We start from the raw sequence: 16,596 nt of genomic DNA on the forward strand, positions 1-16,596 counted from the left end.
ACATCAGCAGCCACCGGGCTGCTGATTTGTCTGACCGCCCCCGTGGGCCCGAGATAGAAAGAGACAGATATGAATAAAATTGCAGCCTGTATTGGCGGTGGTGTTATCGGTGGCGGCTGGGTCGCCCGTTTTCTTTTACACGGCTGGGATGTCCGCCTGTTTGATCCGGCACCGGATGCCGAGCGCAAAGTTAACGAAGTAATCAGCAACGCCCGCCGTGCGCTTCCGGCACTGGCAGACGTCGCGATGCCAGAAGAAGGCACCCTGACACTCTGCTCCACACTGGAAGAAGCGGTCAGTGAAGCACAGTGGATTCAGGAAAGTGTACCGGAACGTCTGGACCTGAAACACAAGGTCATGGCTTCCATTCAGGCAGCCTGCCGCACAGATGCCATTATTGGCTCCTCCACCTCAGGCTTTAAGCCGTCTGAACTGCAGGAAGGTGCAGCTAACCCTGGCCAGATCATGGTGGCTCACCCGTTTAACCCGGTGTATCTGGTACCACTGGTTGAAGTGGTGCCGAGCCAGCAATGCTCTCCTGAACAGGTTGCAACAGCTAAAGATATTCTGGACGGCATCGGCATGAAGCCCCTGGTTGTTCGCAAGGAAATCGATGCCCACATCGCCGACCGCCTGTTGGAAGCTGTATGGCGGGAAGGCCTGTGGCTGATCAACGATGATGTGGCTACTACCGAAGAAATTGATGATGCCATCCGCTTTGGCTTTGGCCTTCGCTGGGCCCAGATGGGACTGTTCGAAACCTACCGGATTGCCGGTGGTGAAGCAGGCATGGCGCACTTCATCGGCCAGTTTGGCCCGGCACTGGCCTGGCCATGGACCAAGCTTATGGACGTACCGGAACTGACCGATGAACTGATTCAGAAAATTGCTGATCAGTCCGATGCTCAGTCCGGTATGTACGACCTGCGCCAGCTGGAACAGATTCGTGATGACAACCTGGTTGGCATCATGAGGGTACAGAAAAATGCTGACTGGGGCGTAGGAGCAATGCTGCGCGAACACGATCAGCGGCTCAAGGCCATGTCGCCGGAACAGGCACAGCCAGAAATCAGCGCCGAGCCACTGCAAATGTTCAGCGGTAAAGTATTACCGGCATGGATCGACTATAACGGCCACATGAACGAAGCAAACTATTTGCGGGTATTCAGTGATGCCACTGATAACTTCATGGCGTTTGTCGGCGTGGATGATGATTACATTCAGGCGGGCCAGAGTTACTACACTGTGGAAACCCACATTCGCCATCTGGACGATATTAAGCTGGGCCAGGGCATTGAAGTCCGTACTCAACTGATCGCCCAGAGCGCGAAAAAAATGCACCTGTTCCACTTTATGTATAACCGGGAAACAGGCGACCTGATTGCTACCGGCGAACACATGCTGCTGCACGTGGACATCAATGCAGGGAAAACCTGCCCGGCAACAGATACTGTTCAGGCTAAGCTTACGGCTGTATTTAACAGTCATGCAGATCTGCCCGTACCGGAAGGTGCAGGCAACGCCATCGGACAGAAATAACCCCGCATCTACGGCCTTTCTGAGGCGTAGCCCCTCTTCCTCAACGGACTGCCTTTGCAGTCCGTTTTAGGTTTTATAATCATAAACTTAAAGCAAGTCACAAAAGTCATCATTGTGACAGATAAAACAGTTCCCATGCGTTATGCATCATGTATAGTTTCAAAACACTGCATATTTTGTGGATATTTCTTAGGTTTACTTGTCGCTGGAAAAGGAACACACGATGGCCACGTTCTCCCTCGGAGGCTCACTGGATAATGAACTCTTCGCTGAGGCCTATGACGAATTTCTCGAGCAGTACCGGCTATGTGAATCCAGCATAGTTGACCTGGAACACTCGCCTGAAGATGCGGCATTACTCGACGACCTGTTTCGCACCGTCCATACCGTAAAAGCGAACTCGAGCATGCTCAGCTTCGCCCCGATGGTTATCATTCTTCAGGAACTGGAAAACGTTCTGGATCTGGTCCGTGAAGGCCAGATTCCGTTCTCTGACCGTGCCGGTGATCTGGTATTGCTGCTGATGGACAAAGCCCGTGATTTCATGGAGCAATACCACAGCGCTCAGCAGGTCGAATACGATGATGCCCTCTACGAGTCCGTCAAAGCAGGCCTGCAAAAACTTTCCATGGCCCCGCCTGAAATGGTTGCCCCTTTGCTGGTAAACATTATCGCACTGGTAGACCCGAATACCCGCCAGGTTCCTCTCGAAGAAAAGCACTGGCTGGATACCTTTACCGAACCCAGCGCTGACCTGAGCTTTCTCTACAACATGGCCCAGGCCTGTGAACAGCGGGTGGGCTACTGGCAGGGCCGTACCGACCGTGTGGTGAAACTTGCCCTGGCCGTAAATGAAGCCGGTGGTAGCCCGGTAGATGCTAATGCCCTGGCAGCCTCCCTGTTCACCCACGATATCGCCATGGCGTTTTTGCCAACCTCTTTACTGACTAAACAAAGCTCGCTGGATGAACACCAGACCAAGCTGATGCGCCAGCATGTTCAGGTATCAGCTCACCTGATGCGCTCAATGTTTGATTCACAAAACGCGGGCACCATGCTGATGCAACACCAGGAACTGTTCAGCGGCAGCGGTTACCCCAAAGGCTTAAGCGGCAATCAGATTTGTACCGGTGCCAAGATCATCGCCATTGTGCATACCTTTGAAGCCATTACTCACGGCCATACCAGCACCTCCCTGCACAAACGTCCACTGATGCGGGCCTTACTGGAAATCAGCAACAAAGCAGGTGTGGATTTTGACAAGCAGTGGGTAGAAATCTTCATGAAAGTAGTCCGCGAACAACAGCAATAACCCTGTTAGTAACAACTGTCAGTCTACAAATACAAAAATGCTCTGCCTGTCGGCAGAGCACTCTCTCAGACATACCCGGTATCAGCCTTTCTTCGCCGATCCCTGACGGGCCTTAAAGCGTGGGTTTGATTTACAGATCACGTACAGACGTCCCCGGCGCTTAACCACCTGACAATCCGGATGACGCTGTTTAGCTGACTTAAGCGAATTCAGTACCTGCATAACCCCTCCTGTCAGGCCTTACCGGCACGTTTGCCAAAGCGCTTATTAAACTGAGCAATACGGCCTTCAGACTGAACCTTACGTTTTTCCCCGGTATATACAGGATGTGAAGCACTGGAAACATCCAGATTGATCAGCGGATAGGTTTTACCGTCTTCCCACACCACCGTCTGATTACTCTTACATGTCGAACGAATACGGAAGTCTCGGCTGCAGCTGGTGTCGCGAAAAATCACATAATCGTATTCCGGATGAATACCCTTTTTCATCACAATCTCCAAAATGTTATGTTATAACAATTATTATAATTGCGAATGGTTCTCTTTTGCAACCCGATATAATGTATCTTCCGCTGAATAATGATCCGTTCACTGAACTCTCAGCAATACTTTCTGACAGGCAATAAAAATCCCCGGAGCCTGTAAAGACGCCGGGGATTCTTTTAGCAAGCCGGCTGATTAACAGCCGGTGGATGCCGGGGGCTGATTACATCATGCCGCCCATGCCACCCATGCCGCCCATGCCGCCCATATCAGGCATAGCAGGTGCGCCACCTTCTACAGGTGCATCAGCGATCATTGCTTCAGTAGTGATCATCAGACCCGCAACAGAAGCTGCCGCCTGCAGTGCAGAACGGGTAACTTTAGCAGGATCCAGGATACCCATGTCCAGCATATCGCCGTATTCACCGGAAGCAGCGTTGTAACCGAAGTTACCTTCACCCTTCTCACGGATGCTCGCAACAATTACAGAACCTTCTGCACCGGCGTTACCAACGATCTGACGCAGAGGTGCTTCCAGTGCACGGAAAGCCAGCTCAATACCAACGCTCTGATCATGGTTGTCACCTTTCAGTTCACCAACCTTGTCCATTGCGCGGATCAGGGCAACACCACCACCAGGGATTACACCTTCTTCTACCGCAGCGCGGGTTGCATGCAGAGCATCTTCAACACGTGCTTTCTTCTCTTTCATTTCTACTTCAGTAGCAGCACCAACCTTGATAACTGCAACACCGCCAGCCAGCTTAGCAACACGCTCCTGCAGCTTCTCACGGTCGTAGTCAGAAGACGTTTCTTCCATCTGAGCACGGATCTGAGCAACGCGGCTTTCGATTGCAGCTGCTTCGCCCACACCGTCAACGATAGTGGTGTTTTCTTTAGTGATAGAAACACGCTTCGCCTGACCCAGTTGCTCCAGAGTAGCACCTTCCAGGTTCAGACCTACTTCTTCAGAAATCACAGTACCGGCAGTCAGGATAGCGATGTCTTCCAGCATTGCCTTACGACGGTCACCGAAACCAGGCGCCTTAACAGCAGCAACCTTAACGATACCGCGCATGTTGTTAACTACCAGAGTAGCCAGCGCTTCACCTTCAACGTCTTCTGCGATGATCAGCAGCGGACGGGAAGACTTGGCAACCTGCTCCAGAATTGGCAGCAGATCACGGATGTTAGAGATCTTCTTGTCAACGATCAGCATGAACGGATTTTCCAGTTCAACACTCATGCTGTCCTGGTTGTTGATGAAGTAAGGAGACAGGTAACCGCGGTCGAACTGCATACCTTCTACTACGTCCAGTTCGTTTTCCAGACCAGTACCTTCTTCAACAGTGATAACACCTTCTTTACCTACACGCTCCATAGCTTCAGCAATGATGTCACCAACCTGAGAGTCAGCGTTTGCAGAGATAGTACCTACCTGAGCGATAGACTTAGTATCTGCACATGGCACAGCCATACCCTGCAGCTGTTCTACAACAGCAGCTGCTGCTTTATCGATACCGCGCTTCAGATCCATTGGGTTCATGCCAGCAGCAACAGACTTCAGGCCTTCGTTAACAATCGCCTGAGCCAGAACAGTTGCAGTGGTAGTACCGTCACCGGCTACATCGTTGGCCTGGGAAGCAACTTCCTTAACCATCTGAGCGCCCATGTTTTCGAACTTGTCGCTCAGTTCGATTTCTTTAGCAACAGATACACCGTCTTTAGTTACGGTTGGCGCACCGAATGCTTTATCCAGAACAACGTTACGGCCTTTAGGGCCCAGTGTAGTTTTAACTGCGTCTGCCAGAATGTTTACACCAGCCAGCATGCGCTGACGCGCGTCGTTACCAAATAATACGTCTTTAGCCATTTTTCAAAATCCTGTATTCAATTCAAATTGAATGAAAAATTCTTACCGGGACTGGCAGCAATTACGCTTCCAGAACACCAAAAATTTCGCTTTCGCTCATTACCAGCAGTTCTTCGCCGTCAACTTTAACAACGTTAGAACCTGCGTACTGACCAAAGATAACCTGATCACCAACCTGAACAGTCAGAGCCTGAACTTCACCGGAGTTGGTTACACGGCCGCTACCAACAGCAACTACTTCACCCTGATTAGGCTTTTCAGTTGCAGAACCTGGCAGAACGATACCGGAAGCAGTAGTCGCTTCTTCTTCTTTACGGCGAACAACAACACGGTCGTGTAGTGGACGAATTTTCATTGAATATCTCTCCTGATCCTTGTGATCAAAAAAAGTCGTTTATAGTTATTAAACTGCTCTTTTAGCTCTGAAGCCTTTGAAAAATAATAACTTCAGACCGAAGCAGAGCATGTTTTACATGTTTACAAAGTGATGTTCTGTATCACCTAATAAATGATGATGTTTAGCTAGATGGGGCCGCCAAAACGGTTTTCAACACTTATCATTAAAAAAAGTGTGATTTTTTCAATGTACCCGGTTTCAGTCTTCCCGACGGAACTCTCCGTCGATCACATCGCCCTTGTGAAGAGTAGATGAATCACGGGGATCGCGGGGATCCGCCTGATGGAAATCCCCCGGGCCGGCATGATGATGAAAGCCCTGCGCCGGATTAATCACAGTGACTTTACTTAAGACCATGTCTGCAAAACGCTGGCGGGTAAACGGAATCAGACACAGAAAACCGATAACATCGGTCACAAATCCGGGGGTCAGCAACAGGGCACCGCCGACAGCCAACACAATCCCTTCAACCATTTCACGGCCCGGCATTTCGCCGGTCGCCATTCTTCCCTGAGCACGGCGCAGGGTTGAGAACCCCTGATAACGCAGCATATTCACACCGATAAATGCAGACAGAAGTACCAGCCCCACTGTATTCCAGGCACCGATCGCCTGCCCCACATTGATCAGCAGGGTGATTTCAATAATCGGTACTATGATGAAGAGCAAAAATAAAAAACGCATAACTAAAACCTGTCAGTAAAACATCGTTGGGACTGCCTGTAGTTTACACCGGTAAACGGGGTTTAGTCCCGTGATTCAGGCGATTAAGGTTCTTGATATTTAGTCATCACTCAGACCTGAACAAAACCGACAATACTGCAGCATAAAAACCATGCCCACACATCAATTCTTTTTGTGCTTCGCAACAAATACGAATAAAAACAAGACTTTATAAAAACAACAAATCAAGTAAAGCATTGATATATAAAAGAATTATAAATTTAATCAAGGAAGGCATGGACTTTTACGCATTTGCGGTATAACTTTTAGAAAACTTTGCTGCACTGCACATATAAAAACAAAAACACAACACATTTAAGGTAATCCGCAGATGGAATTAAAAGATAAAGTTATCGTTATCACCGGCGGAGGCAGAGGCCTTGGTCGCGCAATGGCACTACAGGTTGCAGCCAAAGGTGCCAAACTGGCACTGGTAGACCTGGATCAGCAGGGTCTGGATGAAACCATCGGCCTGTGCATGGAGCTGGGCACTGAAGCCCGGGGTTACATTGCCAATATCGCCGAAGAAGACGCCGTTACCGAACTGTTTGATGACATTGCACAGGACTTTGGCGCTATTCACGGGCTGGTCAACAATGCCGGTATCACCCGCGACGGCCTGTTCATAAAAGTAAAAGAGGGTAAAGTCGTCAGCAAAATGAGCCTGGATAACTGGAATCTGGTCATGGACGTCAACCTGACCGGCACATTCCTGTGTGGCCGTGAAGCGGCTGTTAAGATGATCGAACTGAGCTGCGAAGGCTGCATCATCAACATCTCTTCCATTTCCCGTAACGGCAACATGGGCCAGACTAACTACACGGCCACCAAAGCCGGTGTACAGGCAATGGCGGTTACCTGGGCGAAAGAACTGGCACGCTACAATATCCGTGCAGCCTCAATTGCACCGGGTTACATCGGTACCGAAATGGTCATGAGCATGAAACCCGAAGCGCTGGAAAAAATTGCAGCCGGCATTCCCGCCAAGCGCCTTGGCAAGCCGGAAGAAATCGCCAGCACAGTGGCCTTTATTCTGGAAAACGATTACATCAATGGCCGTTGCATTGAAGTAGATGGTGCATTACGCATCTGATCTGACAAGCTCTTCTGCCTGAAACAAACAAAAAAGCCAGCAACATGCTGGCTTTTTCTGTTAATGATCCCGATTAATACCCCAGAGTACGGTCAACCGCTTTCACCGGCAGTCCCAGGCCGATGGCGTGGATATATTCTTTTGCTTGTTCAATCGCATCTCTGATAGAGGTTGGTGCCGCGATATGCGGCGTGATAATGACATTATCCATTGACCACAAAGGCGAATCCTGTGACAAAGGCTCGTACTCAAAGACATCCAGCATTGCGCCCCGCAGGCGCTGTTTACGCAAAGCATCAATCAAAGCTGGGGAATCAACCACCTCTCCCCTGCCAACGTTAATCACCACCGCATTCGGCAACAGTTGCTCCAGCACTTTCCCGTTTACCAGCCCCTGGGTATGCTGGCTTGAAGGTAACAGATTCACCAATACCCGGGTTCTCTGTAAAAAGGCTGACAAAGCCTCCTCTCCGGCATAGCTTTCAACACCGGCAACCTGTTTTTCTGTACGACTCCAACCCCGGACAGTATAGCCATCATCCGACAATCGCCGGGCAACCTCAGAACCGATTGCCCCCATGCCGAGAATCCCCACTGGCCAGTCAGTCCTGGCATCGATATTCTCCGGCTGCCAGACACTTCTGCGCTGCTGCCGCTGATAGGCATCAAAGTCACGGCTGAAATGCAGTAAGCCATAGCGGATATAATCAGTCATCCACGTAGCCATACCCGCATCCCGCAACTTCAGCACCGGCACGTCTTCCGGCAGCCCCGGTAACGCCAGCAACTTATCCACACCGGCACCAAGATTGATGATACCTTTAAGCTGCGTATGACGCTCAAACAGCATCTGCGGAGGCTGCCAGACCAGCGCATAGTCTGCCTGCCAGTCCGGTGCCTCTGCTTCCGACCATAGCCGGCAGTCGGCACCGGGCAATACTTCTGTTATGGAGGGTAACCAGTCAGAAAAATCTTCACCACGGGCATAAAAAACGATGTTCATAATGTCCTGCCGTCTGAGCTTTGTGAAAGGTCACTGTAAAACAAAAAAAAGCCCGGTAACAGTACCGGGCTTCTTTAAAAACAATGAGATCGGATCAATCTTTAATCCGGTACTCTGCCGACCGGGCGTGTGCCGTCAGGCTTTCTCCACGGGCCAGAACAGATGCCACCTTGCCCATTTCTGATGCCCCTTCTTCAGAGAACATGATCAGAGACGAGCGTTTCTGGAAATCATAGACCCCCAGTGGAGATGAAAAGCGTGCTGTACCGGAGGTCGGTAACACGTGGTTAGGACCCGCACAGTAGTCACCCAGCGCTTCAGCTGTGTAACGTCCCATAAAGATCGCACCGGCATGCTTGATTTCCGGCAACAGCGCTTCCGGGTCTGCAACCGATAATTCCAGATGCTCCGGCGCGACACGATTGCTGACAACCGCTGCGGCAGACAAATCCGGTACTTTAATCAGAGCAGCACGGTCAGTCATGGACACACGGATAATGGCTTCACGTTCCATCGTCGGTAGCAGCTTGTTAATACTCGCTTCTACCTTATCCAGGAACTCAGCATCCGGAGATACCAGAATCGGCTGCGCATCTTCATCGTGTTCAGCCTGAGAGAACAGATCCATAGCAATCCAGTCCGGATCGGTCTGACCGTCGCAGATCACCAGAATCTCGGAAGGGCCGGCAATCATATCAATGCCCACGGCACCGAATACTGCCCGCTTAGCCGTAGCAACGAAAATGTTACCCGGGCCAACAATTTTATCGACCTTAGGCACTGTTTCAGTACCGTATGCCAGTGCAGCAACCGCCTGCGCACCACCAATGGAGAACGCACGGTCCACACCGGATAATGCAGCAGCAGCCAGCACCAGTTGATTAACCTCACCGTCCGGCGTTGGCACAACCATGATCAGTTCTTCAACACCGGCAACCTTCGCCGGAATTGCGTTCATCAATACTGAAGACGGATAAGAGGCTTTGCCACCTGGCACATAAAGACCCACTTTATCCATTGCCGTCACTTTCTGGCCCAGTAAGGTGCCATCTGCCTCACGGTACTGCCAGGATTCACCCAGCTGTTTCTCGTGATAATCCCGAACCCGGTCAGCGGCAATCTGCAGCGCTTCTTTCTGATCCGCCGGTAAGGTATCCAGCGCTTCCTGAAGCTGTTCTTTAGAGAACTCAAGTTCAGCCATTGAAGAAACATCAAGACGGTCAAAACGGTTGCTGAACTCAACAACCGCAGCATCTCCACGCTGCTTTACCTGCAGGAGAATATCATCAACGATGGCATTAACTTCTTTATTGGAAACCGCTTCCCAGGCCAGCAGACTGTCCATCTGCGTAGCAAAATCTTCTTGCTGGCTGTCCAGCCGTAATACGTTTAATTCAGCCATTACTTACCTTCACTCTTTCTTGCTTCTACTGCGGCGGCTAACTGCTCAATAATCGGTTGAATCTGACGATGCTTCATCTTCATGGCAGCCTTGCCCACCACCAGCCGCGAGCTGACATAAGCAATTTCTTCCAGTGGTACCAGACCGTTAGCACGCATGGTGTTACCGGTATCCACAATGTCTACAATCCGGTCAGCCAGGCCCATAATCGGCGCCAGCTCCATTGCGCCATACAGTTTGATGATATCTACCTGATGACCCTGACGGGCATAGTATTCTTTGGTGACATTTACAAACTTGGTGGCAACTTTAATTCGGCCAGACACTGGTGGCGCATCCTTCAGGGAAGCAGTCATCAGCTTACAGCGGGCAATGTCCAGATCCAGCGGCTCATAGACACCTTTAGCGCCGCATTCCATCAGCACGTCTTTACCTGCCACACCCATGTCTGCGCCACCATGCTCAACATAAGTAGGCACGTCAGTCGCTCTGATCACAACCAGCTTGATGTTGTCATGGTTGGTATCAAAGATCAGTTTACGGCTGCTGAAGATATCTTCTGCAGGCAGGATATTCGCCGCTTCGAGCAACGGCAACGTGTCTTTCAGAATACGCCCCTTGGACAGGGCTATAGTCAATTGCTGTTTCATGTTCGCTGTTTGACAATCCGTAAAGAGGGCAGCGCCGCAGCGCTGCTGAAAATAAATAAAAAGTCGGCTGGCAAAAAATGCTTAACCCGGCACCCGCTTAATCTTAGCGCCTAATAATTGCAGTTTTTCTTCAATGCACTCATAACCACGGTCAATGTGGTAAATCCGCTCAATGATGGTCTCGCCTTCGGCAAGAATTGCGGCAATAACCAGACTCGCAGATGCCCGCAGGTCAGTCGCCATTACCGGCGCAGCGGTCAGCTTATCCACACCTTCCATGATCGCCGTATTACCTTCGATGGTAATCTTGGCACCCATGCGGCTCATTTCCTGCATATGCATGAAACGGTTTTCAAATACCGTTTCCTTAATACGACTGACACCTTCGGCAACCACATTCATGGCTGCAAACTGCGCCTGCATATCGGTTGGAAAAGCCGGATAAGGGGCTGTCACCAGGTTAACTGCCTTTGGACGTTTGCCGTGCATATCCAGTTCGATCCAGTCTTTACCGGTTTTGATTTCGGCGCCTGCCTCTTCCAGTTTCTGGATAACCGCATCAAGGATATCAGGACGGGTATTCTTAACCCGGATAGAACCACGGGTCGCCGCAGCGGCTACCAGATAGGTACCGGTTTCAATACGGTCAGCAACCACAGGGAAATGACAGGATTTCAGCGACGGTACACCGTTAACCGTAATTGTGTCGGTACCGTGGCCGGAAATATCAGCACCCATGGCAATCAGGAATTCAGCCAGATCAACCACTTCAGGTTCCCGTGCAGCATTCTCGATAACACTCTGGCCTTCAGCCAGTGCTGCAGCCATCAGAATATTCTCGGTGCCGGTTACCGTCACTGTATCGAAGAATACCCGGCCGCCTTTCAGACGTCCGTCACAGGTCGCGCGGATAAAACCTTCCTCAAGCACAATGGTTGCACCCAGTGCTTCAAGTCCCTTAATGTGCAAATCTACCGGACGGCTACCGATTGCACAGCCACCGGGCAGAGATACTTCCGCATGGCCATAGTGAGCCAGCAGAGGGCCAAGTACCAGAATGGACGCCCGCATGGTTTTTACCAGCTCATATGGCGCAACGGTTGACTTGATTGTACGGGTGTCAATTTCGACACTCAGCTTTTCGTCGACTGTAAGGTCCACCCCCATCTGGCGTAACAGCTCCAGCATGGTAGTGATATCGTGCAGGTGAGGAAGGTTGCTGATAGTAACAGGTTCATCGGCCAGCAGACTTGCCGCCAGAATAGGCAATGCAGAGTTCTTCGCACCGGAGATCTTTACATCACCCTTCAACCGGCTTCCACCGGTAATAATTAGTTTATCCATGGACGCTTTGCCTTATCAAATCAGTTCTGTAACTCAGCCCACTGTGCAGGCGTATAAGTTTTGATAGTCAGCGCATGAATACTGCCATTAGCGATTTCTTCAGCCAGACACTGGGAAACCATCTGCTGTTTTTTAACCGGACGTAAGCCTTCAAAAACCTCACCGACAACGGTTACCTGGAAATTACAGCCTTCACCTTCAGGATAGACAACACAACCTTCCAGCTTGCTCTCCAGTAACTGCTTAACTTGTTCGATTTGCATGCAAAATACCGCTTAAATTTGGGAGGAAAAATAACAGACGAAATGATAGCCGATTACGATATAAAAGGCGACGGAAGGATACACCGAAGGGTGGAATTCCTGAGACAAAGCAATCTCAGGGAGATTATTTCCAGATCCGGCTGGACGAAAGCCCGACAAGTTCTGCCATCTGTACCATTTCATCCGGGAAATTATAGGCTTCAAGCGACAGACTATTTCGCTCAGCCAGGCGCTGACAACTTAACCAGAATGCCAGCGCAGAGCTGTCAACACGGGAAATTTCAGAAAAGTCCATAACGACCCGACCAGTGCGTTCCGCCAGGCGAGCCTCTGTCACCTGCCGGGCATGCTCAGCAGTCGCGAAAATCAGATCCCCACTTAACAGCAGGGTGTCCGGAGCTTCAGGTTTACAGCTGAACGGTGCCATTTATTTACTTACGTCCGTTTCTACCTGAGCTTTCCAGTTGGCAATTACACCACCCACATCGCCGCGGTTTTTCTTCACCAGTGAAGCAAACTGATTCTTAAAGTTCAGACGCAGGTTAATGCCGTCCAGGTGAACGTTTACCAGCTTCCAGCCTTCAGGCTGTTCCAGCATATAGTAGTCCAGCTTGTAAGTAGCACTGCCGCCGGAACGGACTTTTACACTGACGATCTGCTTATTCGGCTTAGGGCTCGGACGACCTTCAGGCAGCAGTTCATAACCGGTAATTTCAAAGCCCACCAGCGCTTTAGCATAGGTTCTGATCAGGGTATTTTTAAAAACACCGGCAAACTCAGTGCGCTGCTCGGCGGAAGCCTTGCGGTAATATTTACCCATTACCCGCTTGGCGATGTAATCAAAATCCACAACCGGTACTAACAGGCGCTCAATTTCGGCCATGAGCGGCGTTACATCATCGCCAGCAGACAATCCGCCGTCACCCAGAACACTGATCATTTCAGCACTGGTTTGATCAACCGGCTCACTCGCCGCCTGCCATGACGCCAGACTCACCGGGCTCAGAGCAACCAGTACCGCAAGACTAAAAACAGATAATAATTTACGCATAACCTTTCTCTTTATTCGGTCGCTTCGTTAAACAGAAACTTACCAATCAGTTCTTCTAATACCAGTGCGGACTGAGTATCTTCAATAAAGTCGCCGTCCTGCAGCATTTCTTCATCAGCACCGGTCGTAATGCCGATATACTTTTCACCCAGCAGACCAGACGTCAGTATAGACGCAGAACTGTCCAGGCTCAGGTAATTCACATCTGAATCAATGGCCATCTCAACCCGGGCCATCAACTGATCTTCATCCAGAACAATTGCCGTTACCTGGCCAATTTTAACCCCGGACATGGTTACTTTTGACCGTGAAGTTAAGCCGCCAATGTTTTCAAATAATGCATAGACTTTATAGCTGCGGTTACTCTCAGACAGAGTAAGTCCGCTTACGTTCAATGCCAGCACCAGCAGCGCCAGCGCACTGGCCAGCATAAAAAAGCCCACTGCTAATTCCAGTCCCCGGATTCGCATCTTATAAATCTCCAAACATCAAAGCAGTCAAAATAAAGTCCAGCCCAAGTACCGCCAGTGACGCATACACTACCGTTCGGGTAGTTGCCTGGCTGATACCTTCAGACGTCGGCACAGAGTCATAGCCCTGATATACCGCGATCCAGGTTACTGCCACACCGAATACCAGCGCTTTAATAAGCCCGTTCACAACGTCTTCAAAAAAATCCACAGAGTTCTGCATATTAGACCAGAATGAGCCTTCATATATGCCCAGCCAGTCCACGCCAACCAGCATGCCTCCCCAGATCCCCACTACGCTGAAGATCATTGATAGCAGTGGCAGGCTGATCATACCGGCCCAGAAACGCGGTGCAATAATCCGGCGTAACGGATCAACCCCGATCATCTCGAGGCTCGACAGCTGTTCAGTTGCCTTCATCAGGCCTATTTCAGCGGTCAGTGCAGATCCTGCTCGTCCGGCAAACAACAGCGCGGTAACCACCGGCGACAATTCACGCACCAGGCTAAGAGCCACCATCTGCCCCACCGCCTGTTCAGATCCGTAATCAACCAGAATGGTATAGCCCTGAAGGCTCAGCACCATGCCGATAAACAAACCCGAGACAATAATAATGATCAGCGACAGTACACCCACTGAATACAGTTGCTGAATGAACAACGGCCATGCCTGACGACCCGGTATCGCAAAGACCGCCTGTGACAGAATGATGCCGGAACGGCCAAACGCTTCCACCCTGTTCAGCCCGGCAGCGCCCAGGGCCTGAATTTTTGCAAACATCTTAGTTAACCCTGCATCAGCTGATCGAGATAATCGTCAGCCGGAAAATGAAATGGTACCGGTCCGTCCGGCAGACCATCCAGAAACTGACGTACCTGCGGCGAATCGTTCTCGCGTAATTCCGCGGCTGTTCCGTGTGCCAGTACCTTGGCGTCGGCAATCAGATAAATATAGTCAGCAATGGCCAGGGTCTCGTTTATATCATGGGAAACAATGATGCTTGTGTGCCCCAGCGCTTTGTTCAGACGGGCAATCAGATTTACCAGCACGCCCATTGCAATCGGATCCTGTCCGGTAAAAGGCTCGTCATACATCACCAGATCCGGATCAAGTGCTATTGCCCTCGCCAGTGCCACCCGCCGGGCCATACCACCTGACATTTCACTGGGCATCATATCCGCAGCACCGCGTAACCCAACGGCGTGAAGCTTCATCAGCACCACGTCACGGATCATCTGTTCACTCAGATCCGTATGCACACGGATAGGAAAGGCGACATTCTCAAACACCGTCATATCGGTAAAAAGTGCGCCGCTCTGAAAAAGCATGCCCATTTTTTCCCGTACCCGGAACAGTTCTTTACGGGAAAGCGCCGGGATGTTGTCTTCATCAAGAAGAATCTGGCCGTTGTCCGGTTTCAGCTGACCACCGATCAGACGAAGCAAGGTTGTTTTACCGGTACCACTGGGGCCCATGACCGCAGTCACCTTCCCCCGGGGGATGCGAATATCAACGCCATCAAAGATTGCCCGGTCACCCCGTGCAAAACTTAACTGTTTAATATCGATAATACTGTCGTCAAGATAACTCATCTTAAACTCTCGAACTCCCCACAGAGTTACTCCGGCAATATATTGAGAATGTGCAGCCTGATCCTAACGTCAGTCAGGTAAAATATGGGTTAACACACCGCAAGCAAAGCAGTAGGTGTATTGACTGCAATTCCCCGTCAAAGTTTGGCTAACGATTCAGTTATTTCGGTATATAGAAAGAACAGATACAGGATCTGGCGCCTGACATAAGAGATACACGCAAACCGTCCGATATTCCCTGATCTCTGACTCAGTCAGCCAAAATCACATCAGCATAGCAACGAATAGCGCGCACTATACCAGAGCACCAACCCTGCCACCAAAAAAAATCCCGCAGAAAAAGCCAATAAAATCAGTATGCCGTTATACAGGCCTTGCACATCCGTGCGATTCTTCATTAAATATGCGGCTCATTCTTTTTCATGTTCGAGTCCCTAAAACTGATGCTCTACCCTATTCTTGCTTTGCTCGCCGGATTTGTCGTACTGGTATGGAGTGCTGACCGCTTTGTTGACGGTGCCGCAGCCACCGCTAAAAACTTTGGTATGTCGCCAATGCTGATTGGTTTAACCATTGTTTCATTCGGAACTTCAGCACCGGAAATTCTGGTATCCGCCATGGCCTCAACCAGTGGTGCTGGCGGTCTGGCAATCGGTAATGCCCTGGGCTCAAACATCGCTAATATCGGACTGGTACTGGGTGTTACCGCACTGATTACCCAACTGCCAGTAAAATCCGGTGTACTCAAGCGGGAAATACCTCTTCTACTTGGCGTTACCCTGCTGGCGGGTCTGGTTCTGTTTGATCAGTATCTGGGCCTCACAGATGCTCTGATGCTTGCTGCAGCACTGATTTTCAGCCTGTTTATGTTTGCCCGCTTCCAGAAGTCAGCAGAAAATGATGAACTGGCCAGCGAAGAGGAAGAACTGCCGGACATGACCACACCCAAAGCACTGTTCTGGCTGGTAGTGGGTCTGGCGCTTCTGGCAATCAGCTCACGGGCACTGGTGTGGGGTGCAACTGAAATCGCCGTAGCACTGGGCGTCAGCGATCTTGTTATTGGCCTGACGATTGTCGCCATCGGCACCAGCCTGCCGGAGCTGGCTGCGTCGGTTGCCAGTGCACTGAAAGGCCACACAGATATCGCAATCGGTAATATTGTTGGCTCTAACATCTTTAACATTGCTGCGGTAATGGCTGTCCCAGGTTTTCTGGCACCAATTGCATTTGATGCGGTCGTAGTATGGCGAGACTATGGAGTTACCCTTGGCCTTACCGCTTTACTTCTGGTACTGGCCCTGTGGCAAAAGCCACCCCGCATCAGCCGTCCGGAAGGCGCACTGCTGCTGATCGGCTATGCTGCTTACCTGGGTGTGCTATACGAGATGAGCGTTTAAT

At 50.6% G+C, this 16,596-nt stretch carries 19 protein-coding genes; 4 read left to right on the forward strand and 15 right to left on the reverse strand.

What is annotated here, in order from left to right; all coding sequences use genetic code 11:
- Window positions 1-69: 69 nt before the first annotated feature.
- Together JYB63_RS19915 and JYB63_RS19920 are read left to right on the forward strand one after the other, a co-directional pair.
- Window positions 70-1,539, forward strand: coding sequence for a carnitine 3-dehydrogenase (locus JYB63_RS19915; protein WP_205659686.1), 1,470 nt, complete (start codon window positions 70-72; stop codon window positions 1,537-1,539).
- Between the two features lie 223 nt (window positions 1,540-1,762).
- On the forward strand, window positions 1,763-2,851 hold the full coding sequence (locus JYB63_RS19920) for an HD-GYP domain-containing protein (RefSeq protein WP_205659687.1): 1,089 nt from the start codon (window positions 1,763-1,765) through the stop codon (window positions 2,849-2,851).
- 81 nt (window positions 2,852-2,932) lie between these two features.
- Here JYB63_RS19920 and ykgO read toward each other — a convergent pair whose 3' ends face one another.
- From ykgO to JYB63_RS19945, 5 genes are all read right to left on the reverse strand, one after another.
- On the reverse strand, window positions 2,933-3,073 hold the full coding sequence (gene ykgO / locus JYB63_RS19925; RefSeq protein ID WP_205659688.1) for a type B 50S ribosomal protein L36: 141 nt from the start codon (window positions 3,071-3,073) through the stop codon (window positions 2,933-2,935).
- Window positions 3,074-3,084: 11 nt separating this feature from the next.
- Window positions 3,085-3,342, reverse strand: coding sequence for a type B 50S ribosomal protein L31 (locus JYB63_RS19930; RefSeq protein ID WP_205659689.1), 258 nt, complete (start codon window positions 3,340-3,342; stop codon window positions 3,085-3,087).
- Between the two features lie 217 nt (window positions 3,343-3,559).
- Complete coding sequence (gene groL / locus JYB63_RS19935) at window positions 3,560-5,209, reverse strand: chaperonin GroEL (protein WP_205659690.1); 1,650 nt, start codon at window positions 5,207-5,209, stop codon at window positions 3,560-3,562.
- A 61-nt stretch (window positions 5,210-5,270) separates the two neighbouring features.
- Window positions 5,271-5,564, reverse strand: a complete 294-nt coding sequence (locus JYB63_RS19940; RefSeq protein ID WP_205659691.1) for a co-chaperone GroES — start codon at window positions 5,562-5,564, stop codon at window positions 5,271-5,273.
- Between the two features lie 240 nt (window positions 5,565-5,804).
- Entirely contained in the window at window positions 5,805-6,290 is a 486-nt protein-coding gene (locus JYB63_RS19945) for an FxsA family protein (RefSeq protein ID WP_205659692.1), read from the reverse strand.
- Between the two features lie 370 nt (window positions 6,291-6,660).
- Here JYB63_RS19945 and JYB63_RS19950 point away from each other — a divergent pair, with 370 nt between their 5' ends.
- On the forward strand, window positions 6,661-7,422 hold the full coding sequence (locus JYB63_RS19950) for an SDR family oxidoreductase (protein ID WP_205659693.1): 762 nt from the start codon (window positions 6,661-6,663) through the stop codon (window positions 7,420-7,422).
- A 73-nt stretch (window positions 7,423-7,495) separates the two neighbouring features.
- Here the strand turns inward: JYB63_RS19950 and JYB63_RS19955 are convergent, their stop codons facing one another.
- The 10 genes from JYB63_RS19955 to mlaF all read right to left on the reverse strand — a co-directional run bounded on the left by JYB63_RS19955 (window position 7,496) and on the right by mlaF (window position 15,198).
- The gene (locus tag JYB63_RS19955) at window positions 7,496-8,425 is read right to left on the reverse strand and encodes a 2-hydroxyacid dehydrogenase (RefSeq protein ID WP_205659694.1); all 930 of its coding nucleotides are present in this window, start codon (window positions 8,423-8,425) and stop codon (window positions 7,496-7,498) included.
- Window positions 8,426-8,519: 94 nt separating this feature from the next.
- Window positions 8,520-9,827, reverse strand: a complete 1,308-nt coding sequence (gene hisD / locus JYB63_RS19960; RefSeq protein ID WP_205659695.1) for a histidinol dehydrogenase — start codon at window positions 9,825-9,827, stop codon at window positions 8,520-8,522.
- The gene (gene hisG, locus JYB63_RS19965; protein WP_205659696.1) at window positions 9,827-10,477 is read right to left on the reverse strand and encodes an ATP phosphoribosyltransferase; all 651 of its coding nucleotides are present in this window, start codon (window positions 10,475-10,477) and stop codon (window positions 9,827-9,829) included. The genes hisD and hisG overlap by 1 nt, the downstream gene beginning before the upstream one ends.
- Before the next feature lie 81 nt (window positions 10,478-10,558).
- On the reverse strand, window positions 10,559-11,821 hold the full coding sequence (gene murA, locus JYB63_RS19970; RefSeq protein ID WP_205659697.1) for a UDP-N-acetylglucosamine 1-carboxyvinyltransferase: 1,263 nt from the start codon (window positions 11,819-11,821) through the stop codon (window positions 10,559-10,561).
- Window positions 11,822-11,841: 20 nt separating this feature from the next.
- Complete coding sequence (locus JYB63_RS19975; protein WP_205659698.1) at window positions 11,842-12,084, reverse strand: BolA family protein; 243 nt, start codon at window positions 12,082-12,084, stop codon at window positions 11,842-11,844.
- A gap of 124 nt (window positions 12,085-12,208) precedes the next feature.
- Window positions 12,209-12,511 (reverse strand): STAS domain-containing protein, encoded by a 303-nt coding sequence (locus JYB63_RS19980; RefSeq protein ID WP_205659699.1) that lies wholly within the window; start codon window positions 12,509-12,511, stop codon window positions 12,209-12,211.
- On the reverse strand, window positions 12,512-13,135 hold the full coding sequence (locus JYB63_RS19985) for an MlaC/ttg2D family ABC transporter substrate-binding protein (protein WP_205659700.1): 624 nt from the start codon (window positions 13,133-13,135) through the stop codon (window positions 12,512-12,514).
- Between the two features lie 11 nt (window positions 13,136-13,146).
- Entirely contained in the window at window positions 13,147-13,605 is a 459-nt protein-coding gene (gene mlaD, locus JYB63_RS19990) for an outer membrane lipid asymmetry maintenance protein MlaD (protein WP_205659701.1), read from the reverse strand.
- A gap of 1 nt (window position 13,606) precedes the next feature.
- On the reverse strand, window positions 13,607-14,386 hold the full coding sequence (gene mlaE, locus JYB63_RS19995) for a lipid asymmetry maintenance ABC transporter permease subunit MlaE (protein ID WP_205659702.1): 780 nt from the start codon (window positions 14,384-14,386) through the stop codon (window positions 13,607-13,609).
- Between the two features lie 5 nt (window positions 14,387-14,391).
- Window positions 14,392-15,198, reverse strand: coding sequence for a phospholipid ABC transporter ATP-binding protein MlaF (gene mlaF, locus JYB63_RS20000; RefSeq protein WP_205659703.1), 807 nt, complete (start codon window positions 15,196-15,198; stop codon window positions 14,392-14,394).
- Between the two features lie 422 nt (window positions 15,199-15,620).
- Here mlaF and JYB63_RS20005 point away from each other — a divergent pair, with 422 nt between their 5' ends.
- Entirely contained in the window at window positions 15,621-16,595 is a 975-nt protein-coding gene (locus JYB63_RS20005; RefSeq protein ID WP_458576233.1) for a calcium/sodium antiporter, read from the forward strand.
- The last annotated feature ends 1 nt before the right edge of the window (window position 16,596 follow it).

The organism is Aliamphritea spongicola (assembly GCF_017051665.1).
In the GTDB taxonomy this organism is placed as follows: Bacteria; Pseudomonadota; Gammaproteobacteria; order Pseudomonadales; family Balneatricaceae; genus Amphritea; species Amphritea spongicola.